The organism is Acuticoccus kalidii (genome assembly GCF_021556395.1).
Taxonomy (GTDB): Bacteria; Pseudomonadota; Alphaproteobacteria; order Rhizobiales; family Amorphaceae; genus Acuticoccus; species Acuticoccus kalidii.
On record NZ_JAKGCS010000024.1, the window covers coordinates 400,181 to 421,066 of the forward strand.

Genomic DNA, 20,886 nt, shown 5'->3' on the forward strand with positions numbered 1-20,886 from the left:
ACCGCATGACGACACCCGGCAGCGTCCCCCAAGCCGATCCCTCGGCACCGACGAACCATCTCGCGCCCGAAACGGACGCGAACCATCCCTTCCTCGGCGAGTGGCGCTGGCCGGGTTACGTCTTCGCGGCGTGCGTTTCCCTCTATTATATGTGGGTCGCCTGGTTCGGGATCACCGATCCGGCGTTCGATCGCAGCCTCTTCATCTTCACGGGCATCGCGGTTTCGCTGTGCTTCTACCCGCTCGGCCGCACCTATTGGGCGCGGTCGGTCGACGTGGTGCTTCTTGCGATCGCGCTTTGGGCGACGGTGCATTTCAACCTCTCTTACGAGCGGTACATGATGAATGCCGGCTTCGGTCTGAAGCCGATCGACCTTGCGCTCGGCGCCGCGATCACCGTCATTTCCATCGAGGCGGCCCGCCGCGCGCTCGGCCTCGCGATCCCGATCATCTCGGTGATCTTCCTCGCCTACATGTTCTTCGGCGATCTCGCGCCGGGGCCGCTGCGCCATCGCGGCTTTGGGATGGAGACGGTCGTCTCGAACCTTTATGCCTCGACCGAGGGGCTCTATGGCGTCATCACCTATACGCTCGCCTCGAACCTCTTCCTGTTCCTCGTCTTCGGCCAGTTCCTCGTCCGCTCCGGTGCGTCGGACTTCTTCAACGACCTCTCGCTCGCTTTTCTCGGCCATCGGGCCGGGGGCGCGGCGAAGGCGGCCGTCGCGTCGAGCGCGGTGATCGGCAGCGTCTCGGGCTCGGCGGCGGCGAATGTCGCCATCACCGGGGTGATCTCCATCCCGTTGATGAAGCGCTCCGGCTATAGCGCCCACGTCGCGGGCGCGACCGAGGCCGCCGCCTCCACCGGCGGGACGATCCTGCCGCCGATCATGGGCACGGCGGCCTTCATCATGGTGGCGCTGACCGGGATTCCGTATTCCCAGATCGCACTTTACGCGGCGATCCCGGCGGTTCTCTACTTCCTGAACGTCTATCTTCAGATCCACTTTTATGCCCGCCGGCGTGAGCTGCGTGGTCTGCCGAAGGCCGAGTGTCCGCGTTTTCGCGACGTGATGAAGAAGAGCTGGCCGCTTTTGTTGCCGCTCCTCACCGTCATCACGATGGTCTATCTCGGCTTCTCGCTCGCCCGAACCGCGTTTTTCGCGATCATCGCGAGCGTCATCTGCTCCTGGTGGAATCCGGCGACGCGGATGGGGCCGAAGGCGATCTTCTGGGCGCTCGTCGACGGGACCAAGAACAGCCTCAGCATCATCGCCGTCGCCGGCCCGGTCTCGGTGATGACCCTCGCGATCCTTTTGCCCGGTACCGGCTTCAAGATCACGTCGATGCTGATCGACTTTGCCGGCGGCAACCTTCCGGCGACCGTCGCGATGATCTTCGTCATCGGCTACGTTCTCGGGATGGGGCTCTCGGTGGTCCCGGCCTATATCATCCTCGCCACCCTCGCCGCGCCCGCCCTCATCCGGCTCGACGTTCCGGTCATGGCCGCGCACTTCCTGGTGCTGTGGTGGGGGCAGGCCTCGAACATCACGCCGCCGGTCGCCCTCGCCTCCTACGTGGCGGCGAACATCTCGGGCGCACCATTGTGGAAGACGGGGAACGCCGCCGTCATCAAGGGGGCGGGGCTCTTCTTCCTGCCGGTCCTCTTCGTCTTCCAGCCAGGCCTCCTCTTCGAAGGCACCGCCCTTTCCATCGCGATGACCCTCCTGTCGATCATCGTCGGCATCGTCCTCGTCGCAGGGGCGATCGAAGGCTACCTCTTCCGCCGCCTCGAGCTCGTGCCGCGCATTCTCTACGCCGTGCTCGGCGTCCTCTTCATCATTGCCCACGACGCTCTCGTGGTGGGCGCCCTCGCCGCCCTCACCGGCCTCGTCCATTACGGCGAATTACGGTGGGTGGCGCGCAATCCGGCTCGTGCCGGCAAACCGATTGTCCACGAAGGAGAAGCCTGATGACCATTCGTACGCTCCTTGCCACGCTGGTGGGCGCGACCTTGTGCGCGCCCGCGGCACTCGCCACCGACATCGTGATCGGTTCGAGTTCGCCGGGTGGCAGCTATAATCTCTATGCCGGTGGTCTCGCCGCCTACCTCACCGAGAATGTCGAAGGGGTCGACGCCACGGCGCGCACGACCCGCGGCTCGGTTGAGAATGTCCGCCTTCTCGATCGCGGCGATCTCGACTTCGCCTTCGCCAACGGCACCGTGCTCGCGCAGCAAAAGGCCGGCGAATTCCAGTTCTCCGACGCCCAGTCCGACAAAATCCGCGGCATCGCCCTCATCGACCTGTCGCCGACCCATTGGGTGACGTCGGCCGATAGCCCGATCGAGGCCCCGGTGGACCTCGCCGGCAAGCGCGTGTCGATCGGCGCGGCCGGGTCCGGTGGCGCGAACACCGCGATGATGGTGCTCGACACGCTCGAACTGCCCGAGCCCGTCCAGGTCCAGAATCTCGGCTTTTCCGAGAGCGCCAACAATCTGCGCGACGGCAATCTCGAAGCCTTCGCCGGCGGCTCGGCGCTGCCGATGCCCGCCGTCGTCGACCTGTCGACGACCCAGGACATCCGCCTCCTCACCTTCGACGAGGCCTTCCTCGAGAAGCTCCAAGAGCGCGCCCCAGCGATGGAGCGTGCGGTGATCCCCGCCGGCACCTATCGCGGCGTCGACACCGACATCATCACGATGGGCAACCCGTCCACCCTCATCACCCGCGAGGACATGGACGAGGAGATCGTCTACCAGCTCGCCAAGGCGCTGATCACGGACGAGAACAAGGAATATATGCGCGCCGTCTACAATGCTTGGGAGCCGGAGCCGGCGCCCGGCCTGTGGAAGCGGATCGGCGTGCCGCTCCACCCCGGTGCCGAGCGCGCCTATCGCGAAGCCGGCCTCATCGAATAAAGGCCCCGGCTCATAAGACCGGAGGACGCGGGCTCTCGGGCAAGGCGTCCTCCAAGATCTTGGCGACGCGCAGCATCTGCGCGTCGTCTTTCAGTGCCATCAGATGGAGGCCGGCCGGCACGCCGACTGTGTAGAGCCCCATCGGCAAGGTGAGCGCGACCGCGTCCACCGCGTTTCCGACACGAACGAAGCAGTTGCGGTGCGGGTCGATCGGAACGCGTTTCCCCTTCGCCTCGGCCTCCGTCGCATCGATCGCCGGCGCCGGGAACGGCCAGGTCGGCGTGATCACGGCGTCCGCCCCGCATCCGTCGAGCGCGGCGGCGAGCGCGTCCTTGAAGGTCGCACAGGCCGCGCGCGCGGCGTCGACCTCCGCCGGCTCGAGATTCGCGGCCGCGGCGGCGCGGGCCTTGATCCCATCGCTCGCGCGCGAGATGTCCATCGCGGCGAGCGCCCGCCCGCCTTCCGCCATCGAGACGATGCCGGCGGCCCGTTCGGCCGCGATCCATCCCTCGACATCGCGCTCGACGAGATCGAAACCGGCCGCCGATGCCCGCTTCAACGCCGCCTCGAAGAGCGCGAGCGTCTCGGCATCGCACATCGTCTCGATGAGGCGGCTCGGCACGATGAGGCGCTTTTTCAGCGGCGGCGCCGGCTCGTGCGGCTCGGCCGTCGCCGCGAAGGCGAGCGCGACATCGTCGACGGAGCGGGCGATGATGCCGAGCGTCGAAAGGCTCGGCGTGTGGTTCACCTTGCCGCCGAGCGGCAGCACCCCGATGCGCGGCATGAAGCCGACCACGCCGCAATGGCAGGCGGGATTGCGGATCGAGCCGCCACTGTCGGTCCCGATATTGATGTGGGCCATGCCGAGCGCGGCGGCGACGCCAGCGCCCGTGCTCGACCCGCCGGCCGTCCGCGTGACGTCATAGGGGTTGAGCCCCATCGGCTCGAACGGGTTGGTGACGCCGTACATCGCGAGTTCGGACAGTGTCGTGTGCCCGAGGATGACGGCGCCGGCCGCGCGCAAACGCGCGACGATCGCCGCATCCGCCGTCGCCCGCCGGTCGGCAAAGATCGCCGATCCTTCGGTGAGCGGCATCCCGGCGACCGGAATGTTGCCTTTGACGCTGACGGTGATGCCGCGCAACGGCCCGTCGGGCAGATTGGCGAGTTGCGCCTCGATGTCCTCGCAAAGGTGGGAGTAGGCGCGGAAACGGTCGTTGAACCGCGCGATCTCGGCCCCGCACGACGCCACGATCTCGGCCGGCTCGATCTCTTTTTCCTCAATGTCGGTCACGAGGTCGGCGATGGGCGTGAAGGCAGGCGTCACGGAACACTCCAAGTCAGTCGGGGATCAGAGGGCTTCGGCGGGAATGCCGAGGGCTTTCAGCCGTCGCGCGGTGTCGACGAAGGTGTGGCGGGTGTGGTTCACGAACTGGAGCGCGATCTTCGGCAGCGGCCGATTACGCGAAAAGAGCGCGAGCACGGTGATGCTGACGCCGGGCTCGAACGGGCGGATGACAAGGCCGGACGTGTCGGCATTGCGCACCAGCGGCATCGGGTCGACGATCGCGATCCCCACCCCCTCCATCACGAGTTCGACGGCGGCGGCGGCGCTGTTCGTGCCGATCGCGACGAAATCCTCCACACGGCGCCGGTTGAGTGCCTCCTGGAGAAGGAGGCCGGGCGGGATCTCCGTGCTGAGCGCGATCACCGTCTCGCCGTCGAGATCGGCCGCGGTGATCGCCTCTTTCTCGGCGAGGCGGTGCTCCTTGGGCAGGACGCAGGCGAGGATCGTCTCGAACAGCGGCTCCGCGCCGGCGAGCATCTCGTCGATCGGTGCGACCACGAAGCCGAGATCGACCCGCTCCTCCTTCACCATCTGGACGACGTCGCCGGTCGCAAGGCTGCGCAAGGTGAGGCGCGACATCGGCCGCTCGGTGCGCAGGGCGGCGATCGCCGCCGGAATGATACTCGTCGCGACCACGGGAATCGCCGCGATCGAGACGTGACCGGCGCGGGTGTTGCGCAAATCCTCCGCGCGGGCGGAAAGCGCGCTCACCTGGCCGAGAACGCGTTCGATGTCGCTGCGGATCGTCAACGCCTCTTCGCTCGGCCTGATGCGGCCGCCGCTGCGCAGGAAGAGGGTGAGGCCGAGCTGTCCCTCCAACTCCCTGAGCGCCTGGCTCACGGCCGGCTGCGAGATCCGCATGAGTCGCGCCGTTTCGGTGAGACTGCGGGTCTTCATCAGGAGTTGGAACATTTCGAGATGCCGCAGGTTCGGCTGGAACATGGAACTCCTCGGCTGCAAAGCGGGACGGTAACACGCGGTCGACCGGGGTGTGACCGCAGTTCCCCTTATCGATGTATAACCTCGACTGGAGTGGTGGGCGCTATTCCCGCTCGTTATGATTCCGCCTTTCCGCGCAAGGCGATGCGCTGCCCTCCAGAAGGCCGCCCCACGACATGAGCCACGCTTCGAACCGCCCCTCCCTCCCGATCTTGACCGAGGAGGAGGTCGCCCGGCTCGTGAGTGTCGAGGATGCGCTCGATACCGTGGAGCGTACCTTCGCCGCCTATGGACGCCACCGCAACGTCTTGTCGGATCCGCCGGCCATGTCGATCACGCCGGCGGGCGGACAGGCGGTCTTCAAACTCAAAGGGGCGCATCTTCCCGATATCGGCATCACCGGCTCGCGCATCATCGCCGATCGCCGGAGCCAGGGGGAAGAGCAGTCGATCGACTATTGCTGGGTCGCTGACGGTGCGACCGGCGCCCCGCTCGGCCTCGTCTCGGAAGGGTGGCTCCACCGCTTGCGCACGGCGGTGACGGGCGTCGTCGCCGCCCGCCTCCTCGCGCGGCCCGAGAGCGCCGTCGCCGTCATCGTCGGCGCGGGCCGGATCGCGGACGAGCTGCCGGCCGCCATCCGCGCCTCCTTTCCGATCACCGAACTTCGCGTCGTCGCCCGCCGGACCGCGTCGGCGGAGGCGTTCGCGGCGCGTCATGGCGCGGCGGGCCGCATTGTCCCGATGACCGACCTGGACGTGGCGGCCGACGGCGCCGACCTCATCTTCGGAATTTCCGCCGCCGAAACGCCGGTGATCGAGGCGCGCCACATGGCCCCCGGTCGCTTCGTCTGCGGTATGGGCGGCGGGGCCGAAATCGCGATGGCGGCGATGGAGACCGCCGATCGCTTCATCGTCGACGAGTTCGACTATGCGGCCATGATCGGCTCGGTGAAGGGCTGGATCGATGCCGGGGCCGACCCCGCGGCGATCGCCGCGCGGCTCGACGCCGATATCGGCGAGATCGCCGCTGGCACAAAACCCGGCCGCGGCACGCCCGAGGCCGCCATTCTCGCCATCATCCAAGGGATGGCGTGCTGCGACCTCGCCCTCGCCCACCTCGCCCTCACCCGGGCCGGCCTCGTCGAGGCGGTCGCGTGACGACGCGGCTTCACGTCTGGTCGCCCGCCTCGCCGGACGACATGAGCGGCCTCGAAGCGGCCTTGGCCGAACTCGACGGATCCGCCACCAATCTTTGCGTCTTCGGCAAGGTCGAAGGGCCTGCGACGCTCAACGACTATGCGCGCCATCTCGCCGTCGCCCGCTGCGAGGAGACGATCCGCGCGCATGGCGGGCCGGCGCTGCTTGCCCGCACCTTTCGCCTCTTCTCCACCGGCTGCGAGGGGATCGCGACCCCGGTGATGGCGCTCCTCGCCGACGTGCCGGATGACACGGGCGACATCGACGATGCCCCGCGCCTCGTGTTCGGCGCGGCGCGATCGGCGCCGGTTCCGCTCGCCGACCGGGCGGGCCTTGCCCATATCGAGGCGACCGCCGCCACTGTCGAAGAGGCGCTCGCCGCGGCCGGCCTCTCACCGGATGACGCGGCGCTCGTTCTCGTCAAATCGCCGGTGCTGCCGATCTCGGCGGAGACGCACCCGGAGCGGCGGCGTCATGCCGGCTCGACCGGGTCTTCGCGCGGTGCGGGCGCGCTCGGGGTCGCCCTCGCGCTCGGCGAGACGGAGATTGCGGCGCTCGGCGAGGATCCCGTCGGCCGCTCACCGGAATTTTCCCGTAGGGCGATGGTCTATTCCGGCACCGAGGCGGATTGTGTGGAGGTGCTGGTGCTCGGCGAACGGCCCGGCGCGGGCGGCGATCTGCGCATTGCGACCGCGCTGCTCGCCGATCTTCTCGATACACCCGCCGCCGCGGCGCTCGCTGCGGACACCGGCGCGGCGGAACTCGTCCTCTTCAAGGCCGGGATCGGATCGGACGGTCGCCTGCGCGGTCGGCGCACCACGGTGTTCGGCTCCGACCTCACGGCCGACAAGCAGCTTCGCGCGGCGGCGAGCGGCGCGATCGGTGCCTGGTTCGGCACCACTGCCGCATTCATCAGCGGTGGTGCGGAGCACCAGGGGCCGGACGGGGCGTGCCTCGCGGCGGCGATCTACTCCACCCTCACTCCGGCAGAGCGCTGATTCCGCCATGGGCCGCCGACCACCCCACGGGATCGTTCAAGAAGGCCTCCGCCTCGGCGAGCTTGCCGGGATCGAACCCGTAACCGTCTTTCGCGGCCTCCAGCACGTCGCGCCAGGTGGCGAGATAATGAAGGTTGAGACCGGCCGCCGCGAGGCGCTCCCGCGAGCCGGGGAAGATGTCGTAGAAGAACATCACGAACGTGTGGTCGACCTTCGCGCCCGCCCGGCGCAGCGCGTTGCAGAAGTTGATCTTGGAGCGCCCGTCCGTGGTCAGATCCTCGACGAGGAGGATGTTGTTGCCCATCGGAAGGCGCCCCTCGATCTGCGCCGCATTGCCGAAGCCGAGCGGCTTCTTGCGGACATAGACGAGCGGCAGGAAGAGGGATTCGGCGATCCACGAGGCGTAAGGAATGCCCGCCGTCTCACCGCCGGCGACGGCCTGCAAGGTCTCGAAGCCGATATTGCGGCAGATGGTGGCCGTCGCGAACTCGACCAGCGCGCGGCGCAAACGCGGATAGGAGATGAGCGCCCGTCCGTCGATATAAACGGGGCTCGCCCATCCCGAGGAGAAGACGAAGGGCTGCTCCGGCCGCACTTCGATCGCATCGACCTCGAGCAACATGCGCGCCGTGGTGGCGGCGATCGCGGCGTCGGGGGCAAAGGTCGGATCAGTGGGCACAGACGGACTCCTCGTCGAATGGCCCCATTGCGCGGCCAAATTCCGATCTTTAAACCACGCCCCCTGCACCTCACTCAAGACAAAATCGAATATATACAGAAATATTTTCAACAAACTCGATCAGAGATCCAGATCAGCGATAGAATATATAAACACAATACCTGCGTAATTTCGACATGACCACGATCACGCACGAAACGCTTCTGTCCTATCTGCAGTCGGGCGCCGAATCGGCCTTCCTCACGGCCATCTTCGACCTTTTGCGTGCGCGCGACACCGACGAGCCGGGCATCACGCGCGAGGCGTTCGGCGCGGGCGAGGATGCCGCGTTCGACCTCGTGGAGGCGCTCGCCGACGCGCTCGGCCTCGTGACGACGCGCGACGCCATCGGCAATCTCTCCGCCGTATGGGGCGCCGATCAGCCGGGGCCGCACGTCATTATCGGGTCGCATCTCGACAGCGTCCCGCACGGCGGCAACTTCGATGGCGCGGCCGGGATCGTGAGCGGGCTCATGGTTCTCGCGCGCCTCGTGCGCGCGGGCGAACGGCCGGCACAGCCCGTCGAGCTCCTCGTCCTGCGCTGCGAGGAAAGCGCGTGGTTCGGGCGGGCCTATGTGGGCTCCCTCACCCTTCTCGGCGGGCTCACCGCGAAGGATCTCACCCGCCGCCATCTTCGCTCCAAGACGACGCTCGGCGACTGCCTCGCCGCCCGCGGCGTCGATATCGCGAAGGTGAAGGCCGGCGAGCGACTGCGCGACCCGGCCGGGATCGCGGCCTATTATGAGGTCCATATCGAGCAGGGGCCGGTGATGACGGCGCGCGGCTTTCCCGTCGCCCCCGTCACCGGCATTCGCGGCAACCGTCGCTTCCTGATGAACAGCATCACCGGCGAGGCCGGCCATTCCGGCGCCGTTCCCCGCTGGCTGCGGCGCGATGCGGTGTTCGCCTATGCCGAGCTGATCTCCGCGCTCGATGCGCATTGGCAGGTTCTGATGGAGCGGGGCATCGATCTCGTCGTCACCTCCGGCATCGTCGGCACGGATCCGGAGCGGCACAGCATCACCGCCATCCCGGGCGAAATCCGGTTCTCGCTGGAATTCCGCAGTCAGAGCGAGGCGACGCTCGACGCCTTCGAGGGTCTCGTGCGCGCCGAATGCGAGGCGATCGGCACGCGCCGCAATGTCGACTTCGCGCTCGACGACGTGCTCGCCTCCGCCCCCGCTTCGCTCGACGCGGCGCTGACGCGGGGCCTCACCGAGGCGATCGCCGAGCTCGGCCTCACGAGCGAGGCGCTGCCGAGCGGTGCAGGTCACGACGCGGCCGTCTTCTCCAATGCCGGCATTCCGGCCGCGATGCTCTTCGTGCGCAACGAGAACGGATCGCACAATCCGGCCGAAACGATGGATCTCGACGATCTCGCCGTCGCCGTCGACGTGCTCCACAAAACCGTTCTCGCCCGTATCGGAGCGAAACAGCCCGCCTGACGCCCCTTCAGAACGGGAAGAAAAACGGGATCGCGAGGACCGCGGCGCCGCCGACGATCACGTTCATGGGCAGGCCGATGCGCAGGAAATCGGTGAAGCGATAATTGCCGGCGCCATAGACGAGCGTGTTCGTCTGATAGCCGATCGGTGTCGCAAAGCTCGCCGATGCGCCGAACATCACCGCAACGACGAGCGGGCGGGGATCGATGCCGATCTGCGTCGCGAGGCCGATCGCGAGCGGCGTGACGACGACCGCGACCGCGTTGTTCGTCACCGCCTCGGTGAGCAGCGAGGTCAGAATATAGATCGCGGCAAGGAGGACGATCGGCGGCAAGCCCTGGAGGAACGGGGCGAGATTGTCGACCACCAGCGAAATCGCGCCGGTGTGCTGGAGCCCGGCCCCGATGATCAGCATCGAGAAGATGAGGACGAGGATCCCCGCGTCGATCGCGCCCCAGGCTTCGTCATTGTCGATGCAGCGCATCACGAGGATCGCGGCGACGCCGACGAGCGCGAGAAGGCTGAGCGGAAGCACGCCGAAGGCGCCGAGACCGATCACGCAGACGAGCACCAACAGCGCGAGCGGCGCCTTTTGGCGCCGATAGGCGCGGCCGCTCGGCTCGGTGATCGAGGCGATCTCACGCGCTTCGTCGCGCAGCCGCGCGAGCCCTTCGGCCGTGCCCTCGAGGAGGAGCCGGTCGGCCGGGCGCAGCATCGCCATGCTGAGGCTCGGCCCGAGCTCGACGCCATGGCGGTGGGCGCCGAGGACGCGCATCCCATAGCGCCGTCCGATGCCGAGCCGCGCGAGGCGGATGCCCTCGCTGCGGCGGGACGGGGTCATGATCGCCTCGGCGACGATCCGCTCCTCATCCCCATTGTCCCGGAAGCGCGGCGCGTTGCGCAGGCCGACATCGACACCATCGAGGTCGCGAAGCGTGAGAAGCTCGGACGTGGTGGCGACGGCGACGAGACGGTTGCCGGCGGTGAGAACATGGGTCTCGAGCCCGTCGCGCTTGACGGTCGTGCCGTCGATCAGGCCGAGGATCTTGAGGCCGGGCTTCTCGAATTCGGAAATCTCGGCGATCGGCTTATCGATCCCGGCGAATTCGGAGCGGATGCTGAGCTCGGTCAAAAACTCCGACTCGTCGCCCTCCGCCGCCTGCCCCCGCTCGTGCCGATCGGGAAGGAGGCGCGGGCCGAGAAGAAGCAACGCGCCGACACCGACCACCGCCGCAACGATCCCGACCGGGGCGATCTCGAAGATCCCGAACGGAGCGAGCCCGTTTTGCCGCGCGACGCCGTCGACGAGGAGGTTCGTCGACGTGCCGATCAGGGTCCAGGTTCCGCCGAGGATGGCGACATAAGAGAGCGGGATCAGAAGACGTGTCGCGGCGATGTTGAGGCTGCGCGCCAAGCGCAGGACGATTGGAATGAGGATCAACACGACGGGCGTGTTGTTCATGAGACCGGATGCGATCAGCGTCGCCGCGAGGAAGAGGCCGAGCGTCAAGGCCGGCCGGTCCTCCGCGTGGGCGAGTAGCCGGTTCGCCAGCGCATCGAGGAGGCCGGTGCGCACGAGAGCGCCGCTGATCACGAACATTGCGGCAATGGTGATCGGCGCCGGATTGGAAAATACCATGAGCACGTCGTCCGCCGGGACCAACCCGAGGACGATGAAGGCCGCCGCGCCACCCGCCGCCGTCACGTCCGGCGGAAGGCGCTCCAACAGGAATGCCACGAACAGCGCGACCAGAAGCGCGAGCGCGATATAGGGCTGGAAGGGTTCGAGGGCATCCAACATGACCTTGCCTTTATGCCATGCAAATCGAATTCGTCGCGACAGGAAAGAGCGTCCAAACCGCGGCGACGAGGCCGGTCGCGGCGGTCGCGAGGCTGACGGTCCGCACGAAGGGGGACCGGGAGCCGAGCGGGGGACGCAGGAGGGCAAGGAGGATGGCGCCCGCCACCGCGATCGTCGCGAGCCAGGCGGCGAGGAGGACGACGCGCATCAAAGATAGGCCGAGCGCATCGACATCGTACCAGGCCTGCGAGCAGGCGATGCCGTGAAGCGCATAGGTCGCGGTGAACAGCGCAAGCCATACCAGCGGGCCGATCAGGATCCGCGCGACCTCGCTCATGCGACCCATCCCGGCAGGTTGACGAGGACGATGGTGATCGCGGCGACGGCGGCGACATAGTCCGCCCAGAGCCGCACCACGCCGAGTTCGGCCCGCCGGATCGGCGAGACGTAGCCCGCCCGAACCCGTGCGATCAGGAAGGCGATCATCAGCGCGATCAGGAGCGCGTGGAAGAGCGCGTAGCCGGCGAGCACGAGAAGCGTCGCGCCATAGGCGTGGCCGGTCGGATCAGGGATCCGCGCCATCAGGAGGCCGAGCGCGACGGCCGCCGCGAGCGCACCGATCAGCGCAACGGCGAGCGCCGGCACGCAGCCCGCGCCCTTGCGGTTCGCCACCGAGGCGGCGCGGATCGCAAGCGTTCCCGCGAGCGTTCCGCCGATCGCGACCACGGCCTCGAGGATCGACGGGACCAGCCATTCCGACGGTGGCCAGCCGGGGGCGATCGTCCACAAAAAGGCATAGCCGAAGATCAGCGAACCGAACAAAGTCGCGTTCGCCGTCAGCAGGAAGAGCGAGCCCCACCATCCCGGCGATCGATCCCGCTCGGTCGCGAGCGGCAAGGTGAGCCCCTGCCCCGCCGGCTGCGGTCCCGCATCGGTCCTGTCGCCGATGCTCCAGGTCCAGCGCCAGGCCATGACGGCCATCGCGGCGAGGGCGAGCGGCGTGATCCAATAGACCTTGATCAGGAGCGACAGGAAGAAGACGCCCGTGATCGCGGCGAAGACGATCGGAAGCGCCGTGTTGCGCGGGAATACGACGATCTCCCGCGGCTCGCCGCTCGCAATGTCGACGATCATCGTCTCGCGTCGATCGGTCGGCGGATCGCCGAGATAGCCCTCGCCCCGCACCAGACGGTTCGGCAACTCGGGATCGGTCCAGAGCGGCTCACGCGTCGAAACGCGCGGCAGGCTCGCGAAATTGTAGGCCGGTGGCGGCGTGATCATCGCCCATTCGAGCGTTCCGGCATGCCACGGATTGCGCCGGCCCCGCGCCGATAGGATGACATGAAGCACCACGTCGATGAGGACGAGCGCGAGCCCGATCAGGAGGACGAAGCTCCCGATCGACGAGGCGAGATTGATCGCCGTCCAGCCCGCATCGGCGTCATAGGTGTCGATCCGCCGCCGTTGGCCGAGAAGGCCGACCCAGTGCATCGCGAGAAAGGTGCCGTGAAAGCCGATGAAGACGAGGCCGAACGCCGTCTCCCCGAGGAAGAAATAGCGCGTCCGGCCGGTGAAGTGCGGCAGCCAATAATAGAGCCCGCCGAGCATCGGGAACACGAAGCCGCCGAAGAGGACATAATGAAGATGCGCGGTGATGAAGGCGGTGTCGTGCACCTGCCAGTCGAACGGCACGACGGCGACCATCACCCCGGTAAGCCCGCCGATCACGAAGGTCGCGAAGAAGGCGAGGATATAGAGCATCGGTAGTCTGAGGTCCGGCCGGCCGCGCCACATCGTCCCGATCCAGGCGAAGATCTGCACCGCCGTCGGCACCGCGACCAAGGTCGAGGCGGCCGAGAAGAAAGCGAGCGCCATATTGGGAATGCCGGTCGTGAACATGTGGTGGACCCAGAGCCCGAAGCTCAGAAAAGCGAGTCCCACCGCCGCCGCCACCACCCAGCCATAGCCAAGCAGCGAGGTGCGGCACATCACCGGCAGCACGGTCGAGATCACGCCCGCCGCCGGGAGGAAGATGATGTAGACCTCCGGATGGCCGAAGAGCCAGAAGAGATGCTGCCAGAGGAGGCTGTCGCCGCCGAGATCGGCCTGGAAGAAGGGAAGGCCGAAGGCGCGCTCGAGCTCGAGGAGGATCGAGCCCAGAATGAGCGGCGGAAAGCCCGTCAGGATCATCAAAGCCGTCACGAGGGCGTACCAGGCGAAGATCGGCATCTTGTCGAGCGACATGCCCGGCGCGCGATAGCGCAGGATGCTGACGGTGATCTCCACCGCCGCCGAGATCGCCGAAATCTCCACGAAGGTGATGCCGATCAGCCAAAAGTCGGTGTTGATGCCGGGCGAATAGATCGCCCCCGACAGTGGCGGATACATGAACCATCCGCTGTTCGGTGCGATGCCGAGGAGCAGCGAGACGATGAGCATCGAGCCGCCGAAAATATAGCACCAGAAGCCGTAGGCGGTGAGGCGCGGAAAGGCGAGATCGCGGGTGCCGAGAAGCTTCGGCAAAAGGTAGATCGCGAGCCCCTCGAAGGTCGGGATCGCGAACAGGAACATCATGATGGTGCCGTGCATCGTGAAGATCTGGTTGTAGATCTCCGGGCCGACGAAGGCGGAATGGGGCGTCGCGAGCTGAGCGCGGATCAGCATCCCGAGGATGCCACCGATCGCGAAGAAGACGAGCGCGGCAACGATGAACATCTTGCCGAGATCGGTGTGATTGACCGAGGAAAACCAGCCGCGAAAGCCTGGGCGCGAGGCCCAGATGCGCGTCAGACGGCGATGGCGTGCGAGCCCGCTCATTCGAGTTCTCCCGCGAGAAAGGCCTGCCAGTCCTCCGCGCCGTGCGCGATGACCTCGAAACCGAATTGCGTGTAGCCGGGGCCGCTGAATTCTGAACTGAGCCCGGCATAGCGCCCCGGCGCGTCCGCCTCGATGCGCAGCACGTTGACATAACCCGGCACCGCGTCGAGCTTACCGGCAAGGCGTGGAACCCAGAAACTATGAATGACGTCGCGTGTGGTGATCGCGACATCGACGGGACGTCCGGCCGGAATATGAAGGACATCCTCGCTGACGCGGTAACCCTCCGCCACACCCGGATAACCGAACCGCCAAGCCCACCGCCCCGCATCGGCGGTGACATAGAAGACCTCCGGCTCCCCCTTCGGCAGCAATTGCTCCCCCGCCGCGAGGCCGTAGCCGAGGAGCGCGGTCAATACGATCATCGGAAAGGCGAGCCCGAGGCCGACGAGAAACACCCGCTCCGAAGCATGGGCGAGGTTCCGTGCCGGACGGTAGGCGACGAAGAGGAGCCCCATCACGAGGGCGAAGATCGCGGCCGCGCCTATCAGCATGACCCACCAGATCTGTGCGATCGTGCGCGCCGCCGGCCCCGCCGGATCGACGGTCGACAATTCGCCCGCGCAACCCGCCAGCGCCAGCGGCGTTAGCCCAAGGACACAAAGCCGAAAGACCAGCCCGCGATGCATGAAGAAGCTCAGAAACAGGCGCACGACGAAACCCTGATCGACCCGATCGAAGCGATGCCGGGGTTTGAACAAACCGAATCGCGCATCGCGATCCACGGCCACCCGATCCACGCGATGAGTGTCGCCTTTCCGGTCGCCCTTACCTTCTGCACCTTCGGGGCGGACGTTTTGTATTGGTGGACGGGCGACCCCTTCTGGGCACGCGCGGGGCTGTGGGCGGCGGGAACGGGGTTCTTGTTCGGCATGGCGGCGGGCGTCTCCGGCACGGCGGAATTGTTGCTGGTTCCCGGCATCCGTGCACGGGCGGCGGCGTGGACTCACTTCATCATCGCGGTGCTGCTGCTGGCGATACTCGGCGCCAATTGGGGCTTTCGCCTCTACGGCTATCAATCGGCCGTCCTTCCCTACGGCCTCTTGCTGTCGAGCCTTGCCGTCGTGGTGGTCAGTTTTACGGGGTGGCATGGCGGCAAACTCGTCTTCGACTACCGGCTCGGGACGTCGAGGGGGAATTGACGCTCTTGCGGGTTGGTCAGCCAATCGGGAAAGGCGATCAGGATCTCCGGCTTCGCGAGAACGAGGACGAGGATCGCGAGCGCCGGCACGAGGATCAGCGTCATCGGACCGAACGGGTTCGGTGGCGTGTGCGTCCCCTTGGTTTCGGCGACCGACACGAGGATGTGGCCGATCCAGGCGTGTGCCCCGACGAGCAACGCCACGAAGGCGAGCTTGAGGAAGAGCCACGGCACGAACACCTCGCGCAGGAAGATCAGCCAGGTGCCGCTGATGACGGTGATCACCGCCGCCGGGGTGACGCCCACGGTATAAAGGAGGTGGGTGAAGCGGCGCACGCGGGTGAAATCGGCCTGCGTGACCGCGTGCTCGTGCCGGGCGAGCATCAAGGGCAGTGCGACGAGGCCGGCGCACCAGATCGACAGCGCCGCGATGTGGACCGCCTTGATCAGCGGCACGAGGCCCATGAGCCAGTCAATCACGCAGTGCGCTCCGCAAGGCCGCTCCAGCCGCGGCGCATCAAGATGGCGGCGATGACGGCATAAGGCAGCCCCGCCGGCACCCACATGATGAGCCCGCCGAGGCGCTGATCATCGAGCGGCGAGAGGCCCCAGGCGAAAGGCGCGCTCATGTGGGCGGCATAGAGCGGATCGGGCGCGAAGGTGAGGATCGCGCCGAGCATCCCCATCTGCGCAAAGCCCGCGATGACGAAGAGCATCGCCTCGACGAGGCTCGTCTCGCGCGCGAAGACGGCGCGCCAGAACCAGACGGCGCTCGCGATCAATGTGAGCTGCATCAGCCAGTAGATCGCGACGTTCGACAAAGCGAGATCGTAGGCCGCCGGCAGGTGCCACCCCCAAAGGACGAGCGTCGAGACGACGAAGGCGGACGCGAGCCGGCGCGGGCCGGCCGCCGGAAAGGCCACGGCCAGGAGCGGCGCGGCCACCGCGACGAGCAGGATGTGATGGACGACGCGCGCCGAAAAGAGTGCAGACGACAGGGCGCAGAGCGGCGACACGAACGCGATGACGAGCACGGCGACAGCCGCGAGCCCCGCAGGACGCCGCCACAAGACCAGCGTCATCACAGCGAGCGAAAGCAAGAGAACGGGATCACCGTTCCATGCGGTCCAGATCTGCGCCGGCGCCGGTGGCGGGCCGCAATAGATCTCGTTCATCGGGCGCTCTCCACCCCGTCCGCCGTCCCGAGATCGTCCCGCCGCATCGCGTCGATCGCCTCCTCGTTCGACCCAAGCGACCGCTACGGGCATCGAAGGGCAAACCGCCGACTCGACTGATCGTTCCGTACCGTTTCGCGTTCGATCAAACGCCGGAGAAAGTGGGATTAAAATGACACAACGAGACCCGCGCGGTCAGGTTTCGTGCGGGCATCGCGCGCCCGCTCGGCGAAGGGCCGGCGGTTTCACGCCCCGCCGGCCGCGCCCTGTCAGTGCTGAATATGGCTGAGGAACGCGCTGGTGCTCGCGTGCGCCGGATTGGCGAAGATCTCGCGCGCCGGCCCGATCTCGACGATATTGCCGGCGTCGAAATAAGCGACCCGCGTCGACACGTCCCGGGCAAAGGCCATCTCGTGGGTGACGGCGACGATCGTCATCCCATCCTCGGCGAGGAGCTTCATCGTCTCGAGGACCTCGCGCACGAGGCCCGGATCGAGCGCCGACGTCACCTCGTCGAACAGCATATAACTGGGCTCCATCGCGAGCGCGCGCGCGATGGCGAGGCGCTGTTGCTGGCCGCCGGAGAGCTGGGAGGGATAATGGTCGAGCTTATCGCCGAGCCCGACCTTTTCGAGTTGGACCCGCGCCCGCTCCACCGCCTCCTTTTTCGGCGCGCCGAGGACGCGCCGCGGCCCGAGCGCCGCGTTCTGGATCGCCGTCAGATGCGGGAAGGTGTTGAACTGCTGGAAGACGATGCCGATTTTCTGGCGCAGCGTGTTGAGGTTCGTCCCCTTGGCGTGGACCGACACCCCGTCGACGATGATCTCCCCGCCCTGGATCGGTTCGAGCCCGTTCATGCACTGCAGGATCGTCGACTTGCCGGACCCGCTCGGCCCGATGATCGACAAGACCTCCCCCGTCTCGACCGTGAAGGAGACGCCCTTCAGGACCTCGAGGCTGCCATACCGCTTTTCGACGTTGTTCAGGACGATCATCGTTGCATCGTCTCCACTCTTTTCGCGACGGCCGAGATCGCGAAGCACATGACAAAATAGATCCCCCCGGCGACCGCGAGGACGATCAGCGCCTCCTGCGTCTGCGTGATGACGATCTGGGAGGCGCGCAGGAGCTCGACATAGCCGATCACCGCGACGAGCGAGGTGTCCTTGAGGGAGCCGAGCACGACGTTGATCCAACCCGGAAAGGCGATCCGCCCGGCGATCGGTGCGATGATGAACACGAAGTTCTGCAGCCCGGTGAGACCGAGCGCCCTGCCCGCCCGCTTGGTGACGTCGGGCACCGCCTGAAGGCCGGAGCGGACCACCTCGCTGGTATAGGACGCGGTGTAGACGCCGAGCACCAGGACACCGACGACGAACGGACCCCAGAAGAAGCCGCTGATGCCGAGCGCGGAGTTGATCAGGACGATCTGGATGATCAGCGGCACCGAGCGCGTGATGTCGATCAGCGGCGCGAGCAGGATGGCGCCGACCCGCGAATAGGTTCGGATGCAGCCGAGGAGGATGCCGAGGATCGTGCCGAGCGCGATCGCCCAGATCCCGAGCCAGAGCGTCCGCCCCGCCCCCTCGAGCAGATACCACAGGCTCTGCGGCCCGAGTTCGACGAAATAGGGGCTCATCGGCGCTCCCCCTTCGTGGCGTTCGGCAACAGGACACGGCTGCCCCATGCGCCGAGCGCGGTCACGATCTTGACCATGACATAATAGAGTGCCGCGGTGACGATGAAGAACTCGAAGGTGCGGAAGGTGATCGACTGGAGCGAATAGGTGACGCCCGTCAATTCATTGAGGCCGACGATCATACCGAGCGAGGTGTTCAGCAAGGACCAGATGAACTGGTTCACCGACGGGAAGTAGATGACCGGGATCAGCTGCGGCACGATCACGAACAGATAGGCGCGCGGTGCCGTGAGGCCGAGCCCGCGGGCGGCGCGGGTCTGCGTCGGCGGGATCGCCTTGAGGCCGCCGCGGATGATCTCCGCCATGTAGCCGGCATTGTTGAAGGTGATCGCGAGGAACACCGAGGAATAGGAATCGAGGCTCGGCGCGATCGCCCCAAGGCCGAAATAGAGCATGTAGATCTGGAACAGGCAGGGCGTGTTCCGCGACACCTCGATCCACGCGTTCGCGGGCACGGACAGGATCGCGCGCCCGGAGTTTTTTGCCAGCGCCAAGAAAAACGCGATGGCGCTCCCGAGGAGGAATGTCAGCACCGCGATCTGCAGGCTGACATAGGCCCCGTAAAGGAGCTCCGGTGCGGCATTCCACACCGGAGTCCAATCGAATGTGTAGGAACCAAACATGCGATCCTGGCGGGTTCGAGCGGACCGTCAGGTCAACCCTGCGGCGCGAGAACCGCGTCCGCGGTCTCCGGCACATCCGGACCGTCGAGGCCGTACCATTTCTGGTAAAGCTCCTGATAGCGGCCGCTCTCGATCTGCTCGGCAACGAACGCGTTGGCCGCGTCGAGCATCGCCGGCTCGTTTTTGCGCACCATCATGCCGACGATGTCGGGATCGAAGGGCGCCTCGCAGCAGATTTCGAACTCTGAGAATTGCGGCAGGCTGACGGTGGCGGCCGCCGCCGTCGCAACGCCGACAAAGGCTTCGATCCGGCCCTGGTCGAGGGCAAGGTTCTTTTCCGAATCCGAGTTGTAGGAGAGGTACTTGTAACCCTCGCCGCTCCAGTTCTCGTCCGAATAGGCCTTCATCATGATCTCGGGCAACGTGCCGCGGACGCCGCCGACGGTGCGCGAGGCGAGATCCTCGAACGCGCCGATGCCGTTGGCCTCTTTCGTCACCACCACCCAGGGATAGGTCGCATAGGGGCGACTGAAATCGATCGTCTGGGCGCGCTCGGCGGTGATCGAGGCGCCGGCGACCGACACGTCGACACGGCCGGAGATGAGCGCCGGGATGCGGTCGGGCGACGGCGTCTCGACGACTTCGTATTCGACACCGAGCGTCTTGGCGAGGTCGCCGCAATAGTCGACATCGAAGCCGGCGGCCTCGCCGTCGGCATTGCGGAACCCGGCCGGCGGGAAGTCGAGCATGACGCCGCAGCGCAGCGTCCCGCGCGATTTCACGTCGTCGAGGAGATCGGCATGGGCGGGGGCGGCCGAGAGACCGGCGGTGGCCAACACCGTCATCGCGGAGACGACGGCGGCGGCTGAAGCACGCGTTTTATTCGACAAGACAAGTCCTCACATGGGTTGGTGTTAACAATGACCTCACGGACGGATATCGGCCGATGGCCCCTCCTCGCCCGCCGAAAGCCGTTGCGAACGGCAACGCCCGGTCAGGCGAGCTGGAAGCCGTGCCGGAGCGGATCCCGGGAATCGACGAAGATCGTGTTGTGCCCGGTGACACGCGCCCAGCCGGACACGCTCGGCAGGATCGCCGGACGCCCGCCGACCTCCGCCGAACCTTCGACACGGCAGCGAAACAAGGTGCCGATGATGGATTCGTGAACGAACGTGTCGCCCACCGCGAGGTGCCCTTTGGCGACCCGCTGCGCCATGCGCGCGGACGAGCCCGTCCCGCAAGGGGAACGATCGATGCCCTTTTCGCCGAAGAAGACCGCGTTGCGCGCGTCCGCCTCGGGATGAACCGGCGCATCCGCCCACATCACGTGGCTGACGCCTCGGATCGCCGGATCCTCCGGGTGGACGGGCGCGACCGCCTCCTCCACGATCCGGCGGATCACCGGGCTCAGCGCCAAAATCTCGCCCGGCGTCATCGACGAGAGGCCGGCCCAGTTCGCCTGCGGCTCGATGATCGCGTAATAGTTGCCGCCATAGGAGACATCGACCGTCAGCGCGCCGAGCCCCGGCACGTCGATCGCAACGTTCTCGGCATGGAGATAGGCCGGTACGTTGTAGAGGCGCACACTGTCGACGAAACGGCCGTCGCTCTCATAGGTGACGCGCACCTTTCCCGCCGGCACTTCAAGTGACAATTCACCCGGCACCTTCGGCCGCACGAGGCCCTGTTCGAGCGCGACCGTGACCGTGCCGATCGTGCCGTGCCCGCACATCGGAAGGCAGCCGGAGACCTCGATAAAGAGGCAACCGATATCGCAATCGTCACGCGTCGCGGGATAGAGGATCGAACCCGACATCAGATCGTGCCCGCGCGGCTCGAACATCAAAGCGCGCCGCACCCAGTCGTGATGGGCGAGGAAATCGGCCCGCATCTCGGACAGTGAGGCCCCTGCGAGGACCGGCGCCCCGCCGACGACGACGCGAACCGGATTGCCGCAGGTGTGCGCGTCGACACAGAAGAAGGTGCTGTTGTCCATCCGGTGCAGCTTC

The 20,886-nt window shown here is 66.7% G+C and carries 20 protein-coding genes; 6 read left to right on the top strand and 14 right to left on the bottom strand.

The features are described from left to right. Nucleotides 1-5: 5 nt before the first annotated feature. Together L1787_RS15355 and L1787_RS15360 are read left to right on the top strand one after the other, a co-directional pair. The gene (locus L1787_RS15355; RefSeq protein WP_235709708.1) at nt 6-1,970 is read left to right on the top strand and encodes a TRAP transporter permease; all 1,965 of its coding nucleotides are present in this window, start codon (nt 6-8) and stop codon (nt 1,968-1,970) included. Then, nucleotides 1,970-2,917 carry a TAXI family TRAP transporter solute-binding subunit gene (locus L1787_RS15360; protein WP_235709709.1) on the top strand — a complete coding sequence of 316 codons (948 nt, stop codon included), beginning with the start codon at nt 1,970-1,972 and terminating at the stop codon, nt 2,915-2,917. The genes L1787_RS15355 and L1787_RS15360 overlap by 1 nt, the downstream gene beginning before the upstream one ends. A gap of 10 nt (nt 2,918-2,927) precedes the next feature. Here L1787_RS15360 and L1787_RS15365 read toward each other — a convergent pair whose 3' ends face one another. Together L1787_RS15365 and L1787_RS15370 are read right to left on the bottom strand one after the other, a co-directional pair. Further along, nucleotides 2,928-4,244, bottom strand: coding sequence for an amidase (locus L1787_RS15365; RefSeq protein ID WP_235709710.1), 1,317 nt, complete (start codon nt 4,242-4,244; stop codon nt 2,928-2,930). Nucleotides 4,245-4,268: 24 nt separating this feature from the next. Further along, nucleotides 4,269-5,207, bottom strand: a complete 939-nt coding sequence (locus tag L1787_RS15370; protein WP_235709711.1) for a LysR family transcriptional regulator — start codon at nt 5,205-5,207, stop codon at nt 4,269-4,271. 173 nt (nt 5,208-5,380) lie between these two features. Here L1787_RS15370 and L1787_RS15375 point away from each other — a divergent pair, with 173 nt between their 5' ends. Together L1787_RS15375 and L1787_RS15380 are read left to right on the top strand one after the other, a co-directional pair. Further along, nucleotides 5,381-6,361, top strand: a complete 981-nt coding sequence (locus L1787_RS15375) for a hypothetical protein (protein ID WP_235709712.1) — start codon at nt 5,381-5,383, stop codon at nt 6,359-6,361. Beyond that, on the top strand, nt 6,358-7,398 hold the full coding sequence (locus tag L1787_RS15380) for a ring-opening amidohydrolase (RefSeq protein WP_235709713.1): 1,041 nt from the start codon (nt 6,358-6,360) through the stop codon (nt 7,396-7,398). Before L1787_RS15375 ends, L1787_RS15380 begins: the two co-directional genes overlap by 4 nt. Here the strand turns inward: L1787_RS15380 and L1787_RS15385 are convergent. Next, nucleotides 7,379-8,020: an orotate phosphoribosyltransferase gene (locus tag L1787_RS15385; protein WP_235710057.1), complete on the bottom strand. Its 642-nt coding sequence runs from the start codon at nt 8,018-8,020 to the stop codon at nt 7,379-7,381. The two genes, L1787_RS15380 and L1787_RS15385, sit on opposite strands and share 20 nt — an antisense overlap. A gap of 233 nt (nt 8,021-8,253) precedes the next feature. Here L1787_RS15385 and L1787_RS15390 point away from each other — a divergent pair, with 233 nt between their 5' ends. Beyond that, nucleotides 8,254-9,561, top strand: a complete 1,308-nt coding sequence (locus tag L1787_RS15390; RefSeq protein WP_235709714.1) for a Zn-dependent hydrolase — start codon at nt 8,254-8,256, stop codon at nt 9,559-9,561. A 7-nt stretch (nt 9,562-9,568) separates the two neighbouring features. On the opposite strand, the gene L1787_RS15395 is transcribed toward L1787_RS15390, so the two are convergent. From L1787_RS15395 to L1787_RS15410, 4 genes are read right to left on the bottom strand one after another with little or no spacing between them, the layout of a single operon-like run. Next, nucleotides 9,569-11,362: an SLC13 family permease gene (locus tag L1787_RS15395; RefSeq protein ID WP_235709715.1), complete on the bottom strand. Its 1,794-nt coding sequence runs from the start codon at nt 11,360-11,362 to the stop codon at nt 9,569-9,571. Between the two features lie 10 nt (nt 11,363-11,372). Further along, nucleotides 11,373-11,699 (bottom strand): hypothetical protein, encoded by a 327-nt coding sequence (locus tag L1787_RS15400; protein WP_235709716.1) that lies wholly within the window; start codon nt 11,697-11,699, stop codon nt 11,373-11,375. After that, nucleotides 11,696-14,179, bottom strand: coding sequence for a cytochrome c oxidase subunit I (gene ctaD / locus L1787_RS15405; protein WP_235709717.1), 2,484 nt, complete (start codon nt 14,177-14,179; stop codon nt 11,696-11,698). Before ctaD ends, L1787_RS15400 begins: the two co-directional genes overlap by 4 nt. Next, nucleotides 14,176-14,793, bottom strand: coding sequence for a cytochrome c oxidase subunit II (locus tag L1787_RS15410; RefSeq protein ID WP_235709718.1), 618 nt, complete (start codon nt 14,791-14,793; stop codon nt 14,176-14,178). Before L1787_RS15410 ends, ctaD begins: the two co-directional genes overlap by 4 nt. Nucleotides 14,794-14,862: 69 nt before the next feature. Here L1787_RS15410 and L1787_RS15415 point away from each other — a divergent pair, with 69 nt between their 5' ends. Continuing rightward, nucleotides 14,863-15,381 (top strand): DUF2231 domain-containing protein, encoded by a 519-nt coding sequence (locus L1787_RS15415; RefSeq protein ID WP_439648292.1) that lies wholly within the window; start codon nt 14,863-14,865, stop codon nt 15,379-15,381. Here the strand turns inward: L1787_RS15415 and L1787_RS15420 are convergent. The 7 genes from L1787_RS15420 to L1787_RS15450 all read right to left on the bottom strand — a co-directional run bounded on the left by L1787_RS15420 (nt 15,351) and on the right by L1787_RS15450 (nt 20,873). Continuing rightward, complete coding sequence (locus L1787_RS15420; protein ID WP_235709719.1) at nt 15,351-15,860, bottom strand: CopD family protein; 510 nt, start codon at nt 15,858-15,860, stop codon at nt 15,351-15,353. The two genes, L1787_RS15415 and L1787_RS15420, sit on opposite strands and share 31 nt — an antisense overlap. Continuing rightward, nucleotides 15,857-16,555, bottom strand: a complete 699-nt coding sequence (locus tag L1787_RS15425) for a cytochrome c oxidase assembly protein (protein ID WP_235709720.1) — start codon at nt 16,553-16,555, stop codon at nt 15,857-15,859. Before L1787_RS15425 ends, L1787_RS15420 begins: the two co-directional genes overlap by 4 nt. 269 nt (nt 16,556-16,824) lie before the next feature. Next, nucleotides 16,825-17,550 carry an amino acid ABC transporter ATP-binding protein gene (locus tag L1787_RS15430; protein WP_235709721.1) on the bottom strand — a complete coding sequence of 242 codons (726 nt, stop codon included), beginning with the start codon at nt 17,548-17,550 and terminating at the stop codon, nt 16,825-16,827. Next, nucleotides 17,547-18,194 (bottom strand): amino acid ABC transporter permease, encoded by a 648-nt coding sequence (locus tag L1787_RS15435; protein WP_235709722.1) that lies wholly within the window; start codon nt 18,192-18,194, stop codon nt 17,547-17,549. The genes L1787_RS15430 and L1787_RS15435 overlap by 4 nt, the downstream gene beginning before the upstream one ends. Then, nucleotides 18,191-18,877: an amino acid ABC transporter permease gene (locus L1787_RS15440; RefSeq protein ID WP_235709723.1), complete on the bottom strand. Its 687-nt coding sequence runs from the start codon at nt 18,875-18,877 to the stop codon at nt 18,191-18,193. Before L1787_RS15440 ends, L1787_RS15435 begins: the two co-directional genes overlap by 4 nt. Before the next feature lie 32 nt (nt 18,878-18,909). Further along, nucleotides 18,910-19,767, bottom strand: coding sequence for a transporter substrate-binding domain-containing protein (locus tag L1787_RS15445; RefSeq protein WP_235709724.1), 858 nt, complete (start codon nt 19,765-19,767; stop codon nt 18,910-18,912). Between the two features lie 104 nt (nt 19,768-19,871). Beyond that, complete coding sequence (locus tag L1787_RS15450) at nt 19,872-20,873, bottom strand: 4-hydroxyproline epimerase (RefSeq protein ID WP_235709725.1); 1,002 nt, start codon at nt 20,871-20,873, stop codon at nt 19,872-19,874. Nucleotides 20,874-20,886: the final 13 nt, after the last annotated feature.

Bases quoted from the DNA above. Each gene is read 5' to 3' on its own strand.
- L1787_RS15370 (WP_235709711.1), bottom strand. From the start codon at position 5,207: ATGTTCCAGCCGAACCTGCGGCATCTCGAAATGTTCCAACTCCTGATG.
- L1787_RS15425 (WP_235709720.1), bottom strand. From the start codon at position 16,555: ATGAACGAGATCTATTGCGGCCCGCCACCGGCGCCGGCGCAGATCTGG.
- L1787_RS15355 (WP_235709708.1), top strand. From the start codon at position 6: ATGACGACACCCGGCAGCGTCCCCCAAGCCGATCCCTCGGCACCGACG.
- L1787_RS15435 (WP_235709722.1), bottom strand. From the start codon at position 18,194: ATGAGCCCCTATTTCGTCGAACTCGGGCCGCAGAGCCTGTGGTATCTG.
- L1787_RS15400 (WP_235709716.1), bottom strand. From the start codon at position 11,699: ATGAGCGAGGTCGCGCGGATCCTGATCGGCCCGCTGGTATGGCTTGCG.
- L1787_RS15360 (WP_235709709.1), top strand. From the start codon at position 1,970: ATGACCATTCGTACGCTCCTTGCCACGCTGGTGGGCGCGACCTTGTGC.
- L1787_RS15385 (WP_235710057.1), bottom strand. From the start codon at position 8,020: ATGTTGCTCGAGGTCGATGCGATCGAAGTGCGGCCGGAGCAGCCCTTC.
- L1787_RS15395 (WP_235709715.1), bottom strand. From the start codon at position 11,362: ATGTTGGATGCCCTCGAACCCTTCCAGCCCTATATCGCGCTCGCGCTT.
- L1787_RS15440 (WP_235709723.1), bottom strand. From the start codon at position 18,877: ATGTTTGGTTCCTACACATTCGATTGGACTCCGGTGTGGAATGCCGCA.
- ctaD (WP_235709717.1), bottom strand. From the start codon at position 14,179: ATGAGCGGGCTCGCACGCCATCGCCGTCTGACGCGCATCTGGGCCTCG.
- L1787_RS15375 (WP_235709712.1), top strand. From the start codon at position 5,381: ATGAGCCACGCTTCGAACCGCCCCTCCCTCCCGATCTTGACCGAGGAG.
- L1787_RS15390 (WP_235709714.1), top strand. From the start codon at position 8,254: ATGACCACGATCACGCACGAAACGCTTCTGTCCTATCTGCAGTCGGGC.
- L1787_RS15415 (WP_439648292.1), top strand. From the start codon at position 14,863: ATGCATGAAGAAGCTCAGAAACAGGCGCACGACGAAACCCTGATCGAC.
- L1787_RS15450 (WP_235709725.1), bottom strand. From the start codon at position 20,873: ATGGACAACAGCACCTTCTTCTGTGTCGACGCGCACACCTGCGGCAAT.
- L1787_RS15430 (WP_235709721.1), bottom strand. From the start codon at position 17,550: ATGATCGTCCTGAACAACGTCGAAAAGCGGTATGGCAGCCTCGAGGTC.